The organism is Candidatus Westeberhardia cardiocondylae, from assembly GCA_001242845.1.
Lineage (GTDB): Bacteria > Pseudomonadota > Gammaproteobacteria > Enterobacterales > Enterobacteriaceae > Westeberhardia > Westeberhardia cardiocondylae.
In genome coordinates this window covers 282,445-304,215 of the sequence record LN774881.1, presented here as the reverse complement: position 1 = coordinate 304,215, position 21,771 = coordinate 282,445, and the positions used below count along the sequence as shown (strand labels likewise).

At 20.7% G+C, this 21,771-nt stretch carries 13 protein-coding genes, 4 tRNA genes and 1 pseudogene; 9 read left to right on the top strand and 9 right to left on the bottom strand.

Annotation, left to right across the window (positions count from 1 at the left end; all coding sequences use genetic code 11):
* Positions 1 to 572: 572 nt before the first annotated feature.
* Positions 573 to 1,376, top strand: coding sequence for an exodeoxyribonuclease III (gene xthA / locus WEOB_RS01240; RefSeq protein WP_281263744.1), 804 nt, complete (start codon positions 573 to 575; stop codon positions 1,374 to 1,376).
* A gap of 490 nt (positions 1,377 to 1,866) precedes the next feature.
* Here the strand turns inward: xthA and gndA are convergent, their stop codons facing one another.
* Positions 1,867 to 3,282 (bottom strand): NADP-dependent phosphogluconate dehydrogenase, encoded by a 1,416-nt coding sequence (gene gndA, locus WEOB_RS01235; protein ID WP_281263743.1) that lies wholly within the window; start codon positions 3,280 to 3,282, stop codon positions 1,867 to 1,869.
* 286 nt (positions 3,283 to 3,568) lie between these two features.
* Positions 3,569 to 3,651, bottom strand: a tRNA-Ser gene (locus tag WEOB_RS01230).
* Between the two features lie 812 nt (positions 3,652 to 4,463).
* Between WEOB_RS01230 and WEOB_RS01225 the strand changes: the two genes are divergently transcribed.
* From WEOB_RS01225 to WEOB_RS01205, 5 genes are all read left to right on the top strand, one after another.
* Complete coding sequence (locus WEOB_RS01225) at positions 4,464 to 5,210, top strand: Nif3-like dinuclear metal center hexameric protein (protein WP_281263742.1); 747 nt, start codon at positions 4,464 to 4,466, stop codon at positions 5,208 to 5,210.
* A 705-nt stretch (positions 5,211 to 5,915) separates the two neighbouring features.
* The gene (gene pgsA / locus WEOB_RS01220; RefSeq protein ID WP_281263741.1) at positions 5,916 to 6,461 is read left to right on the top strand and encodes a CDP-diacylglycerol--glycerol-3-phosphate 3-phosphatidyltransferase; all 546 of its coding nucleotides are present in this window, start codon (positions 5,916 to 5,918) and stop codon (positions 6,459 to 6,461) included.
* Positions 6,462 to 6,531: 70 nt separating this feature from the next.
* A tRNA-Gly gene (locus WEOB_RS01215) sits at positions 6,532 to 6,603 on the top strand.
* Between the two features lie 109 nt (positions 6,604 to 6,712).
* Positions 6,713 to 6,784 (top strand) — tRNA-Cys (locus WEOB_RS01210).
* A 10-nt stretch (positions 6,785 to 6,794) separates the two neighbouring features.
* Positions 6,795 to 6,879: transfer RNA gene (locus WEOB_RS01205), tRNA-Leu, on the top strand.
* A gap of 621 nt (positions 6,880 to 7,500) precedes the next feature.
* Here WEOB_RS01205 and glnS read toward each other — a convergent pair.
* Positions 7,501 to 9,159 (bottom strand): glutamine--tRNA ligase, encoded by a 1,659-nt coding sequence (gene glnS, locus WEOB_RS01200; RefSeq protein WP_281263740.1) that lies wholly within the window; start codon positions 9,157 to 9,159, stop codon positions 7,501 to 7,503.
* Between the two features lie 720 nt (positions 9,160 to 9,879).
* Between glnS and aroA the strand changes: the two genes are divergently transcribed.
* The 3 genes and pseudogenes from aroA to rpsA form a co-directional block, all read left to right on the top strand.
* Positions 9,880 to 11,184, top strand: coding sequence for a 3-phosphoshikimate 1-carboxyvinyltransferase (aroA, locus tag WEOB_RS01195; protein WP_281263739.1), 1,305 nt, complete (start codon positions 9,880 to 9,882; stop codon positions 11,182 to 11,184).
* Positions 11,185 to 11,228: 44 nt separating this feature from the next.
* A complete protein-coding gene (gene cmk, locus WEOB_RS01190) occupies positions 11,229 to 11,969 on the top strand; it encodes a (d)CMP kinase (protein WP_281263738.1) in 741 nt (246 codons plus the stop codon).
* 98 nt (positions 11,970 to 12,067) lie between these two features.
* Positions 12,068 to 13,660 (top strand): annotated as a pseudogene (rpsA, locus tag WEOB_RS01185) (30S ribosomal protein S1); the annotation flags it as partial.
* An 822-nt stretch (positions 13,661 to 14,482) separates the two neighbouring features.
* Here the strand turns inward: rpsA and asnS are convergent.
* The 6 genes from asnS to tmk form a co-directional block, all read right to left on the bottom strand.
* Positions 14,483 to 15,889, bottom strand: coding sequence for an asparagine--tRNA ligase (asnS, locus tag WEOB_RS01180; RefSeq protein ID WP_281263737.1), 1,407 nt, complete (start codon positions 15,887 to 15,889; stop codon positions 14,483 to 14,485).
* A 1,403-nt stretch (positions 15,890 to 17,292) separates the two neighbouring features.
* Complete coding sequence (gene fldA, locus WEOB_RS01175; RefSeq protein WP_281263736.1) at positions 17,293 to 17,811, bottom strand: flavodoxin FldA; 519 nt, start codon at positions 17,809 to 17,811, stop codon at positions 17,293 to 17,295.
* Between the two features lie 101 nt (positions 17,812 to 17,912).
* A complete protein-coding gene (locus WEOB_RS01170) occupies positions 17,913 to 18,467 on the bottom strand; it encodes an OmpA family protein (RefSeq protein ID WP_281263735.1) in 555 nt (184 codons plus the stop codon).
* Positions 18,468 to 19,084: 617 nt separating this feature from the next.
* Positions 19,085 to 19,879 carry a YchF/TatD family DNA exonuclease gene (locus WEOB_RS01165; RefSeq protein WP_281263734.1) on the bottom strand — a complete coding sequence of 265 codons (795 nt, stop codon included), beginning with the start codon at positions 19,877 to 19,879 and terminating at the stop codon, positions 19,085 to 19,087.
* A 20-nt stretch (positions 19,880 to 19,899) separates the two neighbouring features.
* Positions 19,900 to 20,904, bottom strand: coding sequence for a DNA polymerase III subunit delta' C-terminal domain-containing protein (locus WEOB_RS01160; RefSeq protein ID WP_281263733.1), 1,005 nt, complete (start codon positions 20,902 to 20,904; stop codon positions 19,900 to 19,902).
* On the bottom strand, positions 20,901 to 21,524 hold the full coding sequence (gene tmk / locus WEOB_RS01155; protein ID WP_281263732.1) for a dTMP kinase: 624 nt from the start codon (positions 21,522 to 21,524) through the stop codon (positions 20,901 to 20,903). Before tmk ends, WEOB_RS01160 begins: the two co-directional genes overlap by 4 nt.
* Between the last annotated feature and the right edge of the window lie 247 nt (positions 21,525 to 21,771).

Here is a 21,771-nt window from a genome sequence, read left to right as displayed (position 1 = left end):
GAGAAGATTACAAAAGTATAGTGAGATACTAATTTTTGAAGGAATTAATTTCAATGAATTTTTGTGTTCAAAAAAATTCTTCTAAATTTATTAGAAAAAATAAATGTATTATAAAACTTGCAAAATATTAACATGTAGATAAAAATGATAATATTAAAATTTAAAAAAGACAAAGAAGAACTTCAAAAATTATCAAAAAGTTATAGATGAAACAGAGAAAACATTAGAAGATTTTAGATTATAATATTAAAAAATTCTTTCTTTTAAATATAAAATAATTTATGTAATTATTTTATCAAAATTATTGAAAATTTAATTTCATTTAATAATGAAAAAATTAAATTAATAAATAACTAATTTGATTTTAAGTATTTTAAAGAACTTTATCTATAATTATAAAACTTTGGTGTTTCATTTTAAAATATTTATAAAATATAATGTATTCAAAGATTAATTGTAAAATTTTTATAAATATTTAAAATGTTTTGAATAAATTATAGTGAATAATATATTCTTTATATAGATAGAAATATAATTATATATAAAAATTTTATTGAATATTTAGTTTTTATATGAAATTTGTTTCTTTCAATATTAATGGGCTGCGTGCGCATATTCATCAATTAGAATTCATAATTAAAACATTACAACCAGATGTAATTGGTTTACAAGAAACCAAAATACACGATAGTATGTTTCCAATTGAATTGATATCAAAATATAATTACCATGCGTATTATAATGGGCAAAAACGTTATTATGGTGTAGCTTTACTTTCTCGTGAAAAACCTTTTTTTATTTGCAAAGATTTTTTAAATGAAAAAAATAATTTTCAAAAACGAATAATTCAAGCTAAATTTCATACACCTCAGGGTATATTGACTGTAATTAATTCTTATTTTCCTAATGGGGAAAATAAAAAAAACATTAAATATTTTCAGAAAAAATTTTTTTATCAAGATTTTATTTCTTATTTAAAGAATATTTATAAAAATAATCCTTTATTATTAATCATGGGAGATATGAACATTGCTCCCCAAGATTTAGATATTGGGATAGGAAAAATAAATAAAAAATATTGGATAGATAGTGGTAAATGTTCATTTTTACCTGAGGAAAGAATTTGGATAAAAAGTTTATTTGATGTAGGATTAATTGATACGTATCGATATCTTAATCCCATGAAAAATGATTTATATTCGTGGTTTGATTATCGTTTTAATGGTTTTGAAAAAAACGTTGGATTGCGTATAGATTTATTATTATCTTCAATTTCTCTCATTAAATTTTTACAATTTTCTGGAATTGACTATAATATTCGAAAAATGAGCAGACCATCAGATCATGCTCCGGTATGGGCAAAATTTAATTTATAAAATTATTAATGTTAAATTTATGGTAATTGTTATTTAATATGATTTTATTTAACTTTTAATATATTAAAATTAATTTTTATTAGATTTTATCAATAATATTAGTATGAAAAGTTAAAATTGGATTTTGTAAAAACTAAAATTTTAAAATTTTATTTTTAAATACTATTGAAATAAAGTTTTTGTAACATTATTTTTTATTTTAAATTTATTAAGATTTTAAATATATTTTCAATTTCTAAAATCCATTTTTATAAAATTTTAGTTTGTTTTATAATTATATTTTTATAATTTATATATTGTATTATAAAGTTATAAAATATTTTATATAAAATTGTCTATCTAGTATTAATTGTAATTTTAATATTTTATGTTTTTAAGTATCATAAATATATAATATATATGAAATATTTAAAAGTTTTATATTTTATTATTGAATACTTAAATATATATAATAAGTGTTTATATGAAATTTATATATTACTAGAATATGTTATTCTGCCCATTTTGTATGAAAGTTTCCACTTTTGTCAATTCTTTGATAATAATGCGAACCAAAATAGTCTCTTTGTGCTTGAATTAAATTACTTGGTAAAAATTTTGTTCTATAATTATCATAATAATTAATTGCAGAAGATAAAGCTGGTATTGGAATACCGTGTTGTATTGCATATATTATAACATCACGAAGAGATTGTTGATAAGTATTAGAAATATTTTTAAAATAAGGTTCTAAAAAAAAATTAGTGGTTTTTATATTATTTTCATAAGAATTTATAATTTCTTTTAGAATTTTAGCTTGAATAATACAACCTTTTCTAAATATTTTTGCAATTTTTTTGCAATTTAAATTCCATTTTTTTGTGTTAGACGCGTTCCTTAATTGAGAAAATCCTTGTGTATATGAAATGATAATACTTAAATATAGTGCTTTTCGCATTTTTTCTATATAAACTTTTATATTTTTAGGGTATTTTTTGATTGTTTTTTTTGTTCCAAAGAATATTTTTGATGCTTGTATTCTTTCTTTTTTTAATACCGAAATATAACGAGAAAATATTGATTCTGTAGCAATGGTTAACGGTTCATTTAAATCTAACGCTTCATGAATAGCCCATTTTCCAGTCCCTTTGTTATCAGCAATATCTAAGATTTTGTCAAGCAAAAAATCATTTTTTTCATCCTTTTTTACAAGAATATTACAAGTAATTTTAAGCAGGTAACTGTTCAGTTCTCCTTGATTCCATTTTGTAAAAATGTTTGCTATATAATTATTATTAAAATTAAATATTTTTTTGAACAAAAAATAAATTTCAGAAATTAATTGCATGTTTGCATATTCAATGGCATTATGGATCATTTTTACATAATGTCCTGATCCATTTGGACCAATATATGTGACACACGCCTCTCCTTTGCTTGTTTTAGCAGCTATTTTCTTTAATACTGGGGATATAAATTCATAAATGTATTTTTTTCCACCAGGCATAATTGCAGGACCGTTTAATGCCCCTTCTTCACCTCCAGAGATACCCGCCCCAATATAATTTATGTTTTTTTTAAGTAATTTTTTTTCGCGACGTATAGTATCTTTATAAAAAGAATTTCCTCCATCCATGATAATATCTTTTTCTTCTAGAAAAGGTTCTAATAAATCCAGAAAATAATCAGTTACTTTTCCTGCTTGCACCATTAAAATTATAAAACGCGGATTTTGCAATGAAAATACAAATTCTTGAATTGTGTAATAAGGAAATAATTTTTTTTTTGGATTCTCGAAAATTATCTTATCAGTTTTTTCTCTAGATCTGTTAAAAATAGACACATTATATCCATGTTTTTCTATATTTAGCGATAAATTAAATCCCATTATCGCCATTCCGATAATTCCTACTTGTTTTTTCAACATTATATAATCCTTATAATTCGTTTATTAGGTTTAGCTATATTGTGTACCAGGATTTTGCAGTATATAAAGGGTGCATGATTTGTATCATATTGTTGAATATTAAAAAACTAATTTTATAAATATAAAATATTTTTTAAAATATGTATTTTATCAATAAATATTTAATTTTAATATTTAAATTTTGTTAAAATTTTAATTTATATCTATATTTTATTTTAAAAATAAAATTTATAACTAAAATTATTTGTTAAATATATATTTATTCGTTAATTTGTGATATATCTTTCGGAGAAGTAGGGATTCGAACCCTAGAAAAATATTTTTAGCAATTTTCGAAACTGCCCCGTTCATCCTCTCCGGCACTTCTCCAAAATATTATACTAATGTTTTTTATTTTGAATAAAGTTGGTTTTGCATTATTCAAAATTAAGAAATTTAATAGTTCGTATAATAATTATATTTAGATTTTATATGTATAAAAATATTTTTTTGTTTTATATAAATATATAAATAATATATTTATAAACGTAAAATAAATTTTTGAAAATTTTACTTTAAAATTATATAATTAGTGTAATATAACGATATTATTTTATTAATTTATTTACATTATACATAAAATTTTATATATTACACATTTTATAGTTCAATATGTTGATACAATATTTTTTTATATTTATTGAAACATTTAAATAAATTATTTTGATCTTAAATGAATTCAATTTTTAATTTCAATATTACAATACAAAATTGTTTTAACATACATAAATATTATATGAAATTATAAAATAGATTTATATATTTATATTAAAATTATAAATTATATAAAAATATATTTCTTGTTTGTATTGGAATTTTTATGATAAAATTTGTATAAAATTTAAATTAATTCAAATTTTATGTATTATATTAAAATCATAATATTATTTGTAAATATATTTATAAATTATTAAGTTTCAATAAAAAATTTTTATATTAGAATTATTTATGAAATAATATTAAAATATTTTTATAAAATTATCAATTTAATATCATTTTTATTAAATAATTTATATAAATAATATTATATTTTCTTTTAAAGATAATATAACAAGTTATTTTTAACAAAACAAATATATAATAAATATATCTATTATATAGAAACAAAATATATCGTTTTATAAATAATAAATTTAAATATTATGTTAAATGTTGATCTTGAATTTTTAGTTAATCAAAAAATTGACGGAAATCAGCATGATGATTATGCACCGAATGGATTACAAGTAGAAGGGAGAAGAAATATACAAAATATAGTTACTGGCGTAACTTTTTGTAAAAAATTAATTGATATAGCTGTTAAATGTAATGCAGATGCTATTATTGTACATCATGGATGTTTTTGGAAAAATGATTCTCCTGTTATCACAGGAATAAAATATAAAAGATTACAAGCACTATTAACTAATAATATTAATCTTTACGCTTGGCATTTTCCATTAGATATACATCCTGAATTAGGAAATAATGCGCAATTAGCAAAAAGATTAAAAATAAAAAAAATTAGTTTATTAGGGAAATTTGTTATGCAAGGGGAACTTTCTATTCCTTCTCATGGAATAGCGTTTAATAAAAACATAAAAGAAGCGTTGCATTGTTATCATGTATGGCATTTTTTTGAGCGCGCTCCTTCTATTATTAAAAAAATTGCTTGGTGTACAGGTAAAGGTCAAAATTTTATTAAATTAGCTATTCAAAATAATTTAGATGCATTTATTAGCGGGGAAGTTTCTGAAGAAACAATGCATTTGGCAAAAGAGGGTAGAATACATTTCTATTCGGTTGGACATTACGCAACTGAACGCGTTGGTATTCAAGCACTTGGGAAATGGTTAATGAAGAAATATAATTTAAATGTTATTTTTATTGATATTCCTAATCCAATTTAAAAATTTATAAAATCTATTAAAGAAAAATAAAAAATAAGATTAATTTTAATTATATGAATGTAATTTAAAAATGCATTTGTATATAATTAAATAGTAGTTAGTATGTTTGTTAAATTGATTTATTTTGATAACAGAAAATATTTCCAGTTGTTTTTATTATACCATTTAATTATGATATAATACTCTAGTTGTATGTTGATGTAAGTTGTATTTATTAAATTTTATATAGTTAATTTTGTAGTTTATTTATATATAAAATAATCTAATTAAAAATTAGAGCTCATGAAATTTATTTGTTATTAAATTATATTGTGAATATTGAACTATATTGATAATATAAAGTTTTGAAAAAATTTTACATAGTATTTATAATCTAATATCTTTGTATAAAGAACAGATATAATTTTGTATATATTTATACAGTTTTATATTGTGAAAGTAAAATTTATTAAATGTTTATTATTAAATTTGTATTCTATATTGAAATATGAAAAATTTATTTTGAAATTTTTATACAATTATGTTATTTAAAAGATAATTTATATAATGTTGTTTTTGTATAATTTACTAAATTTTAATTATCTAAAATTTTTTGTGATTTTAGTTATTAAATAAATTTAATTTATAAAATGTAAGATTAATAATTTAATATATTAATTTAGAATGATAAATTTTTTTGATATTGCACATTAAATGGTTTATAAAATGCAATTTAATTTACCAATATTACTTACTTTATTTAGAATTATTATGGTTCCATTTTTTATTTTAACTTTTTATCTTCCTTTTCAATCAGCATCATTTTTTTGCATAATACTTTTTATTGCAGCATCATTAACAGATTGGTTTGATGGGTTTTTAGCGCGTCGTTGGAAACAAACAACAAAATTTGGAACTTTTCTTGATATAATAGCAGACAAAATCATGATAATTACAGCTTTAATATTAATAGTTGATCGGTTTCATTTATGGTATATTACATTATCTGCTTCTATTATTATTATTCGTGAAATGCTTATTGCTTTTATTCGGGCGTGGATAGCAGAATTTACCCCCAGAAATGTTATATTAATATCTAAAATAAGTAAAATAAAAACTAGTTTTCAAATGTTTTCTTTAATTATTTTATTATGCAAAAATATAATAGCTGAAGAAATAGGATTTAATTTATTATTTACTGCAACGTTATTGACGTTTTTAACAATGTTACAATATTTGTATATTGTGTGGAGAGATATTATTAATCATTAAAAAATTATTAATATTTGATTCATTAAATTATTTTATGTTAGTATATTAAAATTTTAAGTTTTTAAAATTTGCGGGAGTAGCTTAATAGGTAGAGTACAACCTTGCCAAGGTTGGGGAACGAGTTCGATTCTCGTCTCCCGCTATGATATTAAGAATTAAATTTAATTATTATTATTTTTTTTGAATTTACAAAATAAATTATTTTTTGTGTTAGAAAATAAAAGTTTTTGTTTATACCAGAAAATATTTAAGGCGCGTTGGCAGAATGGTTATGTACCGGATTGCAAATCCGTTTAATCTCGGTTCGACTCCGGGACGCGTCTTATTTTTTATGCCCGGGTGGTGGAATAGGTAGACGCAAGGGACTTAAAATCCCTCGGCTTTTGTAGCTGTGCGAGTTCAATTCTCGCCCCGGGTATTAAAATAAAATAAATAGATTATATTTTAAATTTTTTTATTTTGTATATTGTTACAATATTTAAAGAAGAGTGCTAAAGTTTTATGTATAAGTTTTATAAAAAATTAAAAAAAAGTATTTAGTTAAATTTATTAATTCAAATAAAATATATAAAATAGAAAAATTTTTTATTATATTAAAAAATCATAATTATTATATTTTTATAGACAAAATACATTAAATTATATTAAAATTAAAAGTTTTATTTAATCAAAAATATTGATTTTATATTTAAAATTAATTAATTAATTTTAAACTTAAATATTTAAAATATTAAATTTTACTGTAAAAGTAAATGCGTTTTCGCAATTAAATTTAATAAAATCAAGATAATAAATTGTGTTTATATATTAACTTTTTGCTTATAATAAAAATTTTACAAAAAAATTTCTTGAAAATTGATAATATAATAAAGATTTGTATTTCATTAAATTAATATTTAAAAATTAATTGAATTTTGGTGAAATTATATATTTAAATTTTATTAATTAATAAATTTTATATTTATTAAGAAATATTTTTCATTAAATATAATCTAAATATTATTTACACATAAAATATATAATTAATTTTACATAAAAACTAATTATTAATTTTTTCTCGTAATGTAACAGTACGATTAAATATTAAGTAAGGAAAAAGATTTTTATTATTTTTGTTATCTATGCAAAAATATCCTATACGTTCAAATTGATAGTTTTCACCGATTTTAGCTTTTGACATATTAGATTCTACAAAACCTTTATAAATAATAAGCGAATTTTTATTTATAGAAGAAATTAAACTTTTTTCTGTTGGAATTACTTCATTAAATAATTTTTCATATAAATGAAACTTTGCTTTAATATTTTTTTTAGCTGAAACCCAATGAATTACACCAAGTTTTTTTTTTCCATCCTTATGATTTTTATGTAATGTGTTTGGGTCATATGTGCAAATTACAGAAATAACATTTCCTTTTATATCTTTATTTACATAACATGCTTTAATTATATAAGAATTTCGTAAACGAACTTCTTTTCCTAATACTAAACGTTTATAATTTTTTTTATTTATTTCACAAAAATCAGATTTATCTATATAAATTTCTTTACTAAAAATTACTTTTCTGGTTCCCATTACTTTTTTTTTAGGGTGATTTGGCATTATAATGTTTTCTTCGTATTCTTTAGGAAGATTTTTTATAATGATACGCAGAGGATTAATAACTGCCATACTTCTTATTGCATTTTCATTTAGATCTTTTCTAATACAAGATTCTAACGAAGATATTTCTATGTTACTATCTTGTCTTGTTATACCAATATTATAACAAAAATTTTTAATTGAATTTGGTGTATACCCTTTTCTACGTAACCCAGAAATAGTGGGTAAACGCGGATCGTCCCAATCTTCAATAATTTTTTTTTCAATTAATTTACGTATTTTTCTTTTAGATGTAACAGTATATTGAAGATTAAGTCTGGAAAATTCATATTGATGTGGATAAGTATTATTAAAAGAAATATTTTGCAAAATCCAATTATATAATTTACGATTTTCTTGAAATTCTAAAGTACATAAAGAATGTGTAATTCCTTCTAAAGCATCAGATATACATTGAGCAAAATCGTATGTTGGATAAATACACCACTTATTTTTAGTTCTATAATGAGATACAAATTTAATGCGATATAATATTGGATCTCTCATAATCATAGAAGTTGAATTCATATTAATTTTAGCACGCAAACATGCATTTCCTTCAGAAAATTCTCCATGTTTCATTTTTAAAAATAATATTTTGTTTTTTTTAATACTTTGTTTTCTATATGGACTATTTTTACCAGGAAGTATTAAAGAACCCCTATATTTACGAATTTCCTTTGAAGATAATTGATCAACATAAGCTAATTTTTTTTCAATAAGTTCTAATGCATATTTATACATTACATCGAAATAATCAGATGAATAACGAACTTTTCCATTCCAATGAAAACCTAACCATTTAATATCACGTTTAATAAAATTAATATATTTTATATTTTCTTGTGTTGGATTAGTATCGTCAATTCGTAAATTACAATATCCATTGTAATCTTTAGCTAAATTGAAATTTAAACAAATAGATTTAGCATGTCCAATATGTAAATAACCATTAGGTTCTGGAGGAAATCTAGTACATATTTTTTTATGTTTTCCAGATAATAAGTCATTATTAATGATTTGATAAATAAAATTTTTAAAACGTTTTTTAATCATATTTAAATGTTATATTATATTTTCATTTTAAATTCATATAAATTTTTAGCAAAAATTAGTTTATTAAATAATTCTATTATTGATGTTAATATATTATATAATTCTAAGATTTTTATTTTAAATGAATTAAAATATGCATAAATTATAATTTATCCTATTAAAGTATTGTACGAAATAATTTACAATTTTATATACTAAATTACTAAAAAATTTTTACCATTTCTATCTTATAGAAGATAATTTTATTAAAAAAAATAATTTAATAAAATATTTGATTTAAATCAAACTAATATTTTAATTAAAATATATTCTATAAAGTATCATATGTTTTAAAATTAATTTTTCAATATTATTTTATATTAAAAAATATTTTTTATTATTTACATATAAAATTAATTTATAAAATTATGAGTCAAATATAATTATATTAATTTAATTTATTAAATTTAAACATGAAATCAAATTAGATAATTTATTAATTTATAATTTTATTATTTTATAATAAACAATAATTAATTTTAATAAAGTATGTGTATTTTTATAATAATATAAAATTTCTATATTTATGAATTGATATAATTAAATAGTACTAGTATAATAAACATATTACATTTATTAATATTTTGTACTAACAAATTAGATAAAATTTAATTTTACATGTTCAAGTTTGTAATATAATTAGAGTTAATTTATATAATATTAAACGGAATATATGTTTAAATGGAAAAAAAAATTGTTATAAAACCCATTTCTTATGTTAATGGTACAATTAATTTGCCAGGCTCGAAAAGTATATCTAATAGAGTTTTGTTACTAGCAGCACAATCTGATGGAATTACTTGTATAAATAATTTGCTTGATAGCGATGATGTTCGTTATATGTTAATAGCATTACAAAAACTTAATGTAAATTATTTTCTTTCACCAGACCGTAATTTTTGTAAAATTTATGGATTAGGAAAACCATTATATTATAATTCTTCTTTGACTTTATTTTTAGGAAATGCAGGAACAGCTATGCGACCGTTGACAGCTGCATTATCTTTAAATTCAAAAGATATAATTTTAACGGGAATATCTAGAATGAAAGAAAGACCTATAAATCATTTAGTAGATGCTTTACGGCAGGGTGGTGCAAAAATACAATATCTTGAGAAAAATGGATATCCTCCAATTAAATTATTTGGTGGATATGAAGGGGGAATAATTAATATTAATAGCAAAATTTCTAGTCAATTTTTAAGTTCATTATTAATGATGGCGCCATTAGCATCTAAAGATACTTATATTTCTATTCGTGATGATATAGTCGTATCTAAACCATATATTTCTCTTACATTAAAGATAATGAAAGTTTTTGGAATAGAAATTTATCATGATCATTATAAAACATTTCATATAAAAGGGAAAAGTGTTTATAAATCTCCAGGAGAATATACAGTAGAAGGAGATGCTTCTAGCGCTTCATATTTTTTAGCAGCAGGGGCAATTAAAGGAGGAACTGTTCGAGTAACTGGAATAGATCGTTCTAGTATACAAGGGGATATTGGTTTTTCAAAAGTATTGCAAAAAATGGGTGCAAAAATTTATTGGGGAAATAATTATATTGAGTGCAAAAAAAATAATTTATATGCCATAGATATGGATATGAATCATATTCCTGATTCTGCAATGACAGTAGCTATTTTAGCTTTATTTGTGGATAAAAAAAAAACTACCATACTTCGCAATATATATAATTGGAGAGTTAAAGAAACTGATAGACTTTCTGCTATGACAAATGAACTTAGAAAAGTTGGCGCATATGTTTTAGAAAAAGAAAATTCTTTAGAAATAACACCTCCTGATAAATTTAATCCAGCTATTATTAATACATATGATGATCATCGTATTGCAATGTGTTTTTCATTAATAGCGTTATCTAATGTGTCAATAACAATTCTTAATCCAAAATGTACTTATAAAACTTTCCCTAATTTTTTCAAACAACTTAAAAAAATAAGCATTTTTTCGCAAGATTTGTGAAAATAATAAAATTATTTTCAACAATTAAAAATAAAAGTATGTTAATGTGTAAGAAAAATTTAAATATTGTGTTTTTATCTAATTGTAAAAATATTGTTAATGGTGACAATAAAAGTCTTCCTCCTGTTATTACTGTGGATGGTCCTAGTGCTTCAGGGAAGGGGACTTTATGCGCAACTTTAGCAAAAATATTACAGTGGAATTTTTTAGATTCTGGAGTAATCTATAGAACAATAAATTTGTTGTCGCAATATCATAATATTATTGATGAAAAAAGTTTATTATCTGTAATTAAAAATTCTAATATGTCTTTTAAAATTCAAAATAATCAAACAAACGTAATGTTAGAAAATAAAGATATTAGTTGGGAAATTCGTAATCATCGTGTTAATAATACAATTTTTCATATTTCTTCTTTTCCTAATATTCGCAAAATGTTATTAAATTATCAACGTAGATTTCGTGCTTTTCCTGGATTAATTGCTGATGGGAGAGATATGGGTACTGTAGTTTTTCCTGACGCAAAAATAAAGATTTTTTTAGATGCAGATATAAAAAAGAGAGCTAAAAGACGTTTTAGACAGTTGCAGAAAAACAATGTTAATGTTACTCTTAATAACGTTCTTTATGAAATAAAAAAACGAGATGATTATGATAGAAATCGTATTATATCTCCTCTTGTACGTGCTACAAATTCATTAGTTTTAGATTCAACTTATTTAAATGAACATGAAGTAGTAAAAGAAGCTATGAAATACATTAATAATATTGGAAATATTTTTTAATTTATTATTGATAATTAATAAATTTTTAATTAATTTTTAAAAAATCACATTTATTTTAATTAAATACTGAAATTTTTATATTTTAATTTTAAACTAATATGAAAGAATCTTTTTCTCAACTTTTTGAAGAGTTTTTAAAAAAACATGAAATTCGTCCAGGATCTATTGTTTGTGGAACTGTATTGTCGATTAATAAAAATATAGTTTTGGTTGATGCAGGGTTAAAATCTGAATCTCTTATTCCTTCCGAACAATTTCAAAATGATAAAGGAGAAATAAAAATTAAAATTAACGATAAAATTGATGTTTTTTTAGAACAAATTGAAGATGGGTTCGGAGAAACTATTTTATCTCGAGAGAAAGCTAAACGATATGAATCTTGGTTATTTTTAAAAAAAGCTTATGAAGAAAAAAGCACTGTTCTTGGTATTATTAATGGAAAGGTGAAAGGTGGTTTTACTATAGATATAAATGGTATTCCCGCTTTTTTACCTGGATCTTTAATAGATATTCGACAAATACAGAAAGATTTTTCTTGTTTAGAAGGACAGGAAATAGAATTGAAAATAATTAAATTAGATCAAAAAAGAAATAACATTGTAGTTTCTAGACGTGCTGTTGTTGATATAGATAATGAACAAGAACGAAATCAAGCATTAGAAAACTTAAAAGAAGGCATGAAAATAAAGGGAATTATTAAAAATTTAACTAATTATGGTGCTTTTATAGATTTGGGTTTTATAGATGGTTTATTACATATTACTGATATGGCATGGAAGAGGGTTAAACACCCAAGCGAAATTGTAAGTATTGGCGATGAAATTCTTGTTAAGGTTTTAAAATTTGATAAAGAAAAAACTCGTGTTTCTTTGGGTTTAAAACAACTTGGTAGAGATCCTTGGGTTTCTATAACTGATCGATATCCTGTTGGGATGAAATTAACGGGTAAAGTAACTAATTTAACTGATTATGGTTGTTTCGTTGAAATAGAAGATGGAATTGAAGGATTAGTTCATGTTTCTGAAATGGATTGGAAAAATAAAAATGTTCATCCATCAAAAATAGTTAATATAAATGATGTAATAAATATTAAAATATTAGATATTGACGAGCAACGACATCGTATTTCTTTAGGAATGAAACAATGTACGAAAAATCCATGGAAAATTTTTTCCAATACATATAAGAAAAATGATCATATAAAAGGAATTATTAAATCTATAACAGATTTTGGAATTTTTGTTGAACTTGAACATGGAATTGACGGACTCGTTCATATATCTGATATTTCTTGGAAAAATTCAGGAAAAGAAATTATTAAACAATACAAACAAGGAAACGAAATAGAAACAGTATTATTACAAGTTGATATTAATCGGGAACGTATTTCATTAGGAGTTAAACAATTAACTGAAGATCCAATAAATAGTTATTTATTATTAAATAAAATTGGATCTATTGTGCAAGGGGAAATTATTTTCATAAATAAAGAAAAAAAACAAATTATAGTACTCTTGGAAGATTGTGTAAAAGGATATTTGAATTGTTCTAATGAAGATTTATTATCTTCTCAAAATATTGAAAAAACTTTTTCCTCGTTTAAGAAAAAAGATGTTTTAAAAGTAAAATTGATAAATTTTGATAGTAAAAATAGAATTATTAATTTATCTTTATTTAATGAAGAAAAAAAAATATAGAAAATAATGATAAAATAATTATAAAAATGTTTCTATTAATTTTACAAAATTATTTTAAGTTGCTAATAATACAAAAATTATAATTTTATTTCATATAATAGAAGTGATCTGTGAATATAATATCTTAATTTTAGAAATTTATAATTAAATCTGAATTTATCAAAGATTTTTAAAAATGTAATTTTGTTTAAAATAAATAACCAAGATATAGTCATACATATTTTTAAATAATATAATTAAAGCATTAATTAAAAAGTAGAAATTAAAAAATTTAGGATTTTCTTTGTATTATTGTTTTTTCAAAATTGAAAAAATATAAAAAAAGAACAAAATTCATAATTTTAAACAAAATATGTGTCTCATTCTAAACCTAAAAAGAATTAAAAATAGAATTAATTTTTTATTTAATTTTTAAAATATTTTATTAAAATTGCTCTAATAAATAAAATAAATTGTTAAAGTAGTTATACCTTAAAGAATTTGATTTTAGTATAGAAAATAATTTTATAAACAAATTTAATAGAAAATTTATAAAATTTTTTCTAATATTCTTGATATTGTGTTTTGTATTTAAAATATATTTAAAATAAAATATTTTGTAATAAATAAAATTTTTATTCAAAAATAAAAATGTATTGTCAAATATATTTAATATTTAAACATAATAAAATATTATGAAATTTATAATATGTAAAAATATTCTAATAAAAAACTAAATATTTTATTTAAATATATACATTGTTAATTATTTAAATAATTATTCCATGCTGTTTATTATTGTATATAAAATATTTATAATTTCAAATTTTTATAAAATTAAAAATGAGCGTTATGAAAAGTTCTAGGAAAAGGAACAACGTCTTTAATATTTTTTATTCCTGTAATATATACCATTAATCTTTCTAATCCCAACCCAAAACCGGAATGGGGTACAGTTCCATAACGTCGTAAATCACGATACCACCAATATTCTTTTTTATTAAGTCCAATTTCTTCCATTCTTTTATCTAATTTTTCTAATCGTTCTTCTCTTTGTGAACCCCCAATAATTTCCCCTATTCTGGGAAATAATATATCCATAGCTGCGACAGTTTTAGAATCTTCATTTATTCTCATATAAAATGCCTTAATTTCTTTCGGATAATTTTTTATTACTATTGGACAACCAAAATATTTTTCAGTTAAATAACATTCGTGTTCAAAAGAAAGATCCATTCCCCATGAAATTGTGTTTTTAAAAAATTTATTATTTTTTTTTAAAATGTTTATTACTTCTGAATATTCAATATGTACAAAATCTGTACTGGTTAATTGTTTTATATAATTATATTTTTCAAATCTATGTATTTTTTTTTGAAAAAATTTTATTTCTTCATATGAATTGGTTAATATTTCATGAAATATATATTTCAACATTTTTTCTGCTAAAATTATAATATCTTCTAGAGTAGAAAAAGCCATTTCTGGTTCTACCATCCAAAATTCAGATAAATGTCTTCTAGTATTAGAATGTTCTGCGCGAAATGTAGGACCGAAAGTATAAATTTTAGATAAAGCACATGCATAGCTTTCTCCTGTTAATTGCCCAGAAACAGTTAAAAATGTTTCTTTTCCGAAAAAATCTTCATTAAAATTTATTTTCCCGCGAGACTTAACAGGTAAATTGTTTAAATCTAATGTGGATACACGAAACATTTTTCCAGAACCTTCTGTATCAACAGAAGTTATTAGAGGAGTTGTGACCCAAAAAAAGCCTTGTTTATTCATAAAATTATGAATAGATTGCGCAAGAAAATGCCGCAATCTAGTTATTGCTCCAACTAAACCTGTTCTTGGTTTTAAATGTGGAACTTCTCGCAAATATTCCATTGTATGATATTTAGCAGATATAGGATATACGCTGGGGTTATCTATCCATCCTAATATTTTAACATATTTTGCTTTTATTTCATATTTTTGTTTTTTTCCAAGAGAATTAATTAATTTTCCAATTATTTTTATAGAACAACCTGTTGTTAAGCGTAAAATATCACTATTATAATTTTCTATATTTTTATTCACAATAATTTGTAAACACTTAAGACAGGAACCATCATAAATGTTTAAAAAAGATATTCCAAGTTTAGAATCTCTTCTAGTTCGTATCCAACCTTGTACTGTAACTTCAGTATTAATATTTATACATCCCTTTAATATGTTTGATATAGGTGATATTAACCCCATAATATATTTCTCTTTTAAAATTGTTTTTTTAAAAAATTCTATGAATACAGAATGTCATAATGAATTTTATGACTAATATATATTAAATAAAATTTTATTTAATATTAATTTATTTAAATATAAATACAAAATTATTTTTTATTGCAAATATTTAAATTTAAATTGTTAAAATATTAATTTTATAAAATATTAAATAGTTTTAAAATTTTTAAAATTTTACTTTATTTGGAATAATTTTTCTAAATAATCAGATAATTTAGAAATTAATTTTCTTTTATATGTTATTAATTTAGCTATTATATTTTGATAATTTAACATTAATATAATTAAAAGTTAAATATGTTTTATAATTTAAAGCATTGTATAATGTTTTTAAAAAAATTTTTAGAAAATTATGAAATTTATATTTTATTTAAATTATCAAAAAGATTAATATTTTATTAGAAATTTATTTAAGATTTTACAATATAAATAAATTTTTATTAAATACTAATTTTGTGGTATATTTTTAATAATATTTATTGTATTTTAAAAAATAAAATCTTGTAAAATATATTCATTCTACACAGTTAATTGTTATTTTAATTAATTTAATTATTTTAGCTAAATTTAAATTTTTATTTTAACTATTTTTTAAATTTGTATTAATTAATTATGTAGAAGTGTCTATATAATTAAATATAAAATAAAAAATCAAGAATTTTAAAAAAAATAATAATTATCAATATTTGTAGATAAAAAATTATTTTTAATGTATTAAATATATTAAAAAATCGTTTTGAAATGAATAAATTTTATATAAAAACAAAATTATAAAATATAATATTTTTATTATATTAAATTTATTTTAGTAACTTTCATTAAAATTATTATTTGAAAAACTTTAATAATTAAATTAGGTAAAATTTGTACAATAAACTTTATCTAATTTACATTTATCGATTTTTCCTTTTTCCTATAATCTAAAGCTAAATAATCCAATTTTTTATATTGCGTTTAATTCCAAATATTTAAATATGATTAGGATCGTTAATAAAATGACAAAAAATTCCATACGATGAATATTTTAATTTTTCTTCTATGAAAAAAGCTCTTATTATAATTTCTCTTTATCTTCTGTTATTTTAACAATTTTATTATTAATATATTTAGAACAGATAATTTTAGTGTTTTTTTGAAAAATTTCCGCTACTAGATTTTAGTAAATTTTCTTTTATATAAAAAAATCATTTTTTAATATAATTAATACATTTAATAATATTTATTTTGAATACATAAAAATAATTCTACATTTATTAAACAAAATAATATTTTTAAAATAAATATATTAATTGATGTATCAAATTTAATCATTATACAAACTAAACTAAATCACATTCCAATATAATTTTATTTTTAAACATTTAAGATATGAAATTCATTTCATCATAAATTTGTTCTACCCAAGAATTAATTCTTTTAAAAGTTAAATTGGGCTGACGATCTTCGTCAATAGCTAAACCAACAAAATGTGTATCATTAATTAAACTTTTTGATGATTCAAAATTATAAGTTTCAATAGGCCAATTTCCAACAAATTTTGCTCCTTGTTTTTTTGTAATAATATAGATGCTATTTAAAGCATCACAAAAATATTCTGAATAATCTTCTTGATCTCCACATCCAAATATTGCAACTAATTTTCCAGTAAAATCTATTTTCTTTAATATTGGTGAAAAATTTTCCCAATCACATTGCATTTCCCCGTAATACCATGTTGGTATACCAAGTATTAATTTATCGTATCTTTCAATTTTTTTCTTATTAGATCTAGCTATGTCAAAAATATCGGATATATTTTTTCCAAGTTTTCTATGTATAATTTCAGCAACATTCTCAGTATTTCCAGTATCACTACCAAAAAAAATACCAATTTTTTTCATAAAAACCTTTTCTAATCTTTATTGTCTACATAATAACTAATATTAATAAAATAAATGTTAAATATTTTTAATTTTTAATAAAATATTGCAAATTTAAAATTTTATTCATTTAAACATTTTAATATATTTACAGCACGACGATTTTTTGCATGAGAAAATTCATCATAACCAAATGAAATAAGTTTTTCTTTTCCATAAGAAATAGTGTCAATTTGATTAATAGAAATTCCTTTATTTTGCAAATATTTCTTAACAGAATTGCTTCTTTTTTTTCCTAATGCAATATTATATTCTTCTGTTCCTCTTATATCCGTATGTCCTTCAATTATTACTACATAAGATGGGTTGTTTGACAAAAAGTTTGCATATTCATCTAATATGTGAAAAAACTCTGGACGAATTTCATATTTATTTAAATCGAAATATATAGTATTATTATATTGTAATTTTCGTAATGTTAAATGAAAATTTTCATTAGAATTATCTTGATTTATTTCATTTTCATTGATAATATTAAGTTCATTTTTTATATCTTGTGCAGAAATATCTTTTTCGTCTATATCAAAATTTATATCTTTATTATGATTATCACATGATGTGATTAATGCAAAAGAAACAATAAAAACCATTTTTTTAAGAAATTCAATAAACTTCATTTATTATTTCCTCTTAATAATTACTGTATTAATATATTGATTTTAGAAAAGTATAAAATATAAAATAACAAAATTTATATTTAATTATTAACTTTCTTACATAGTACACAAATATGATAAATATTACAATATTAATTTTTTAAATATAATCCTTTATATATCAAAATTGTGTAAATAATACGTAAATATATGAATGATGTTCTATATGATTTATTTATATTTTTAAATTTATATTTTATAAAATGATAAAATTATTCAATTTAATAATTTTAAATTAAATATTAATCAAATTAAAAAATATTTTTGTATTTTTATTTTAATTTTAAAATTACTATATATTATTCAGTATTTTTATATTTAAAAAGTTTTTTATAATTATTTATAATATTTTTGTTAATATTTATTTTAAAATTAAAAGTATTTTTGAATATTAATAATAATTTTTTTAAAATTTTATGCATATTTAGTTGAAATATAAACGATTCTATTTCAAAATTATATTTGAAGTAAAACAATAATTTTATTAAGTATATTAATGTTAAGTTAATTTAAAAAAATTTCACATTTATTTATTAATAAAGGATAAAATTTTTTAGCCAAAATATATAATTAGATATTTAATCTATGTTATTTAATGGATAAATTTTAAATAATTGGAAAAAATTAAATGTTGTTATAGAAGATAGATGTTCTAGTGATATTTTTTTTATTTTAGAAATAACGTATGCAATATTATTAATATATGCAGGTTGATTTTCTGTTCCCCTGTAAGGAATTGGAGCTAAATAAGGAGAATCTGTTTCTAATAATAAATAACTTAATGGAATGTATTGAATAGTCTTTTGCAAAATTTCTGAATTTTTAAAAGTAATGATACCAGATATTGATAGATATAAACCTAAATCTAAAAATTTTTTAGCTATTCTTCGATTTCCAGTGAAACAATGTATTACACCCCCACATTTTTCTATTTTTTCTTCTTGCAAAATATTCAATGTTTCTTTTTCTGCATTTCTAGTATGTATGATAACAGGTTTATTTATTTCTTTTCCGATTTGTATATGTTTTCGAAAAAATATTTTTTGTTGTTTTTTGTTATTTTTCTTACGAAAGAAATCCAATCCAGTTTCGCCTAGTGCTTTGACACAACTTAATTTAGATATAGAACGTAATTTTTGAAAATTACATAGTTTGTTAACATATAATGGATGAATTCCGCAACTTAATATTACATTATTATTATAATATCCTGTCATTTTAATAGTTGTATTAAAATCTGATAATGTATTGCAAACAGACAATATCATTTTTACATTGCATTTTTTTGCTTTTTTTATCACATCTTGTATATTTATATGTAGTGTTTCATAATTTAATTTACTAAGATGACAGTGTGAATCAACTAAAAACATATAATTAATGCCTATGAAATTTATTTCCAATTTAATAAAATATTAGTAAATAACAATTCTTGATTAATACTATCAAGTTTATAATATATTTTTTTACATTTTATCCAATTATTCCATTGCACATATATTTCATTAACAGAATAGCTTTGCACTATAAATTGTGTTAATTTTATTTGATCGATATTAATTAAAAAATTTTGTATTGCAAAATGTTGTTTTATAGAATCAGACAACAATGTTAAAATCCACAATATTAATTCTTGTGCATTATTTTTCAAGAAATCTGGTAATAAAAACAAAAAATTTTTTTTAAAAATTGCATATTTCATTTTTGAAAATAACATGTTCCGTTTTTTCCAAAGAACAGGTTGTAATAAATTTTTTGCTTTTATTGGAGAACCATTATAAATTCGCAACGCAGATTTAAGCTCAAAAACAGAATAATGGTTGTTAGTGATTTTTTTACTTAACCAATTTAATCCAATTTTTTCTTCAGGATACGGAATTTTCCAATAAAAGCAATAACTCTTAATTCTCGTTAATTCTTCTAACGGTTCTTTTAAACAAACAAACAGAAAATAAGTGTTTTTTGGTGGATTTTCTAATACTTTTGATATTAAACGAATAATTCGTTTCGAAAAAAATTCAATATAATATATAGATATTACTTTGGTTTTTCCATAAAAAGGAAATCTATATACATTATCAATAAAACAATATAAATTTTCTAAATTAATTGAATCGTTTTTTTTATTCGAGAGTTTTATTTCATAATAATCAGGATAACTATTAACTTGCATCAATTTACAATAATAACACATACCACAATTTTTTATGTTATTGGGTTCAGAACATATTAACCAACAACTAATAGTGTAGCACAAAATATCTTCTCCTACATTGTACAGACTATGTAAAAATAAAGGAAAACATTCTTTGTTTTTATTTTTGTAATTATTTAAAATTTTTTCATACGAATCGATTAGCCAAGGATATAAATTTTTATTTAGTGTTTTTTTTTTCATTTTAACCAGTTTTTTAATGTATTTTTTATAGAATTATTAACTTTTTCCAGAGTTTCATTAGCATCGATAATAAAAGTATATTTATTTTTTTTTGCTAATTTTTTATAATAAAAACGAGTTCTTTTAAAAAAAGATAATGTTTCTTTTTCAATACGATCTGTTTTATTTCTTTTTTTTATACGAGATAAACCAACTATAGGAGATACATCTAAATAAAATATTAAATTAGGATGAAAATTTTTTAATATTGAATAATGTAGTACTTTAAGTAAATTTTTATTTATTTTTCTCCCTCCTCCTTGATATGCAAAAGAAGAAAAATCGTGCCTATCACATATTACCCAAGAACCTTGTAATAAAGCTGGTTTAATAATATTTTCAACTAATTGCGCTCTTGCTATGTAACACATAAGCAATTCTGCATACTTGGTAATTGGTTCTTGTTTAAATCCTGTTTTTATTAATACACGCATTTTCTCTGCTAACGGCGTTCCACCAGGTTCTCGTGTTTTAATAATATTAAAAATACCATAATTATGTAAAATTTTTATTATTTCTTTAGATGCAGTTGTTTTTCCTGCACCTTCTAAACCTTCAACTACAATAAATTTTCCTAACATAAAATTCCTGTTACAACAGTGTACTTTTTATTAACATAATATATGAAAATTATTATTGAATAAAACTACATTTTATATAATTTAAAATTTATATGTGATATATAAAATATTTTACAAATAAATTAAAACTTACAAAATTTTACAAATTTTATAAAAATGTAGTTTTATTTGTTAATAATATCAAATTAAAAAGATTTTGAATAATTAAAATTTTGTTTTTATTAAAATGGATGAATAAAATAACTTA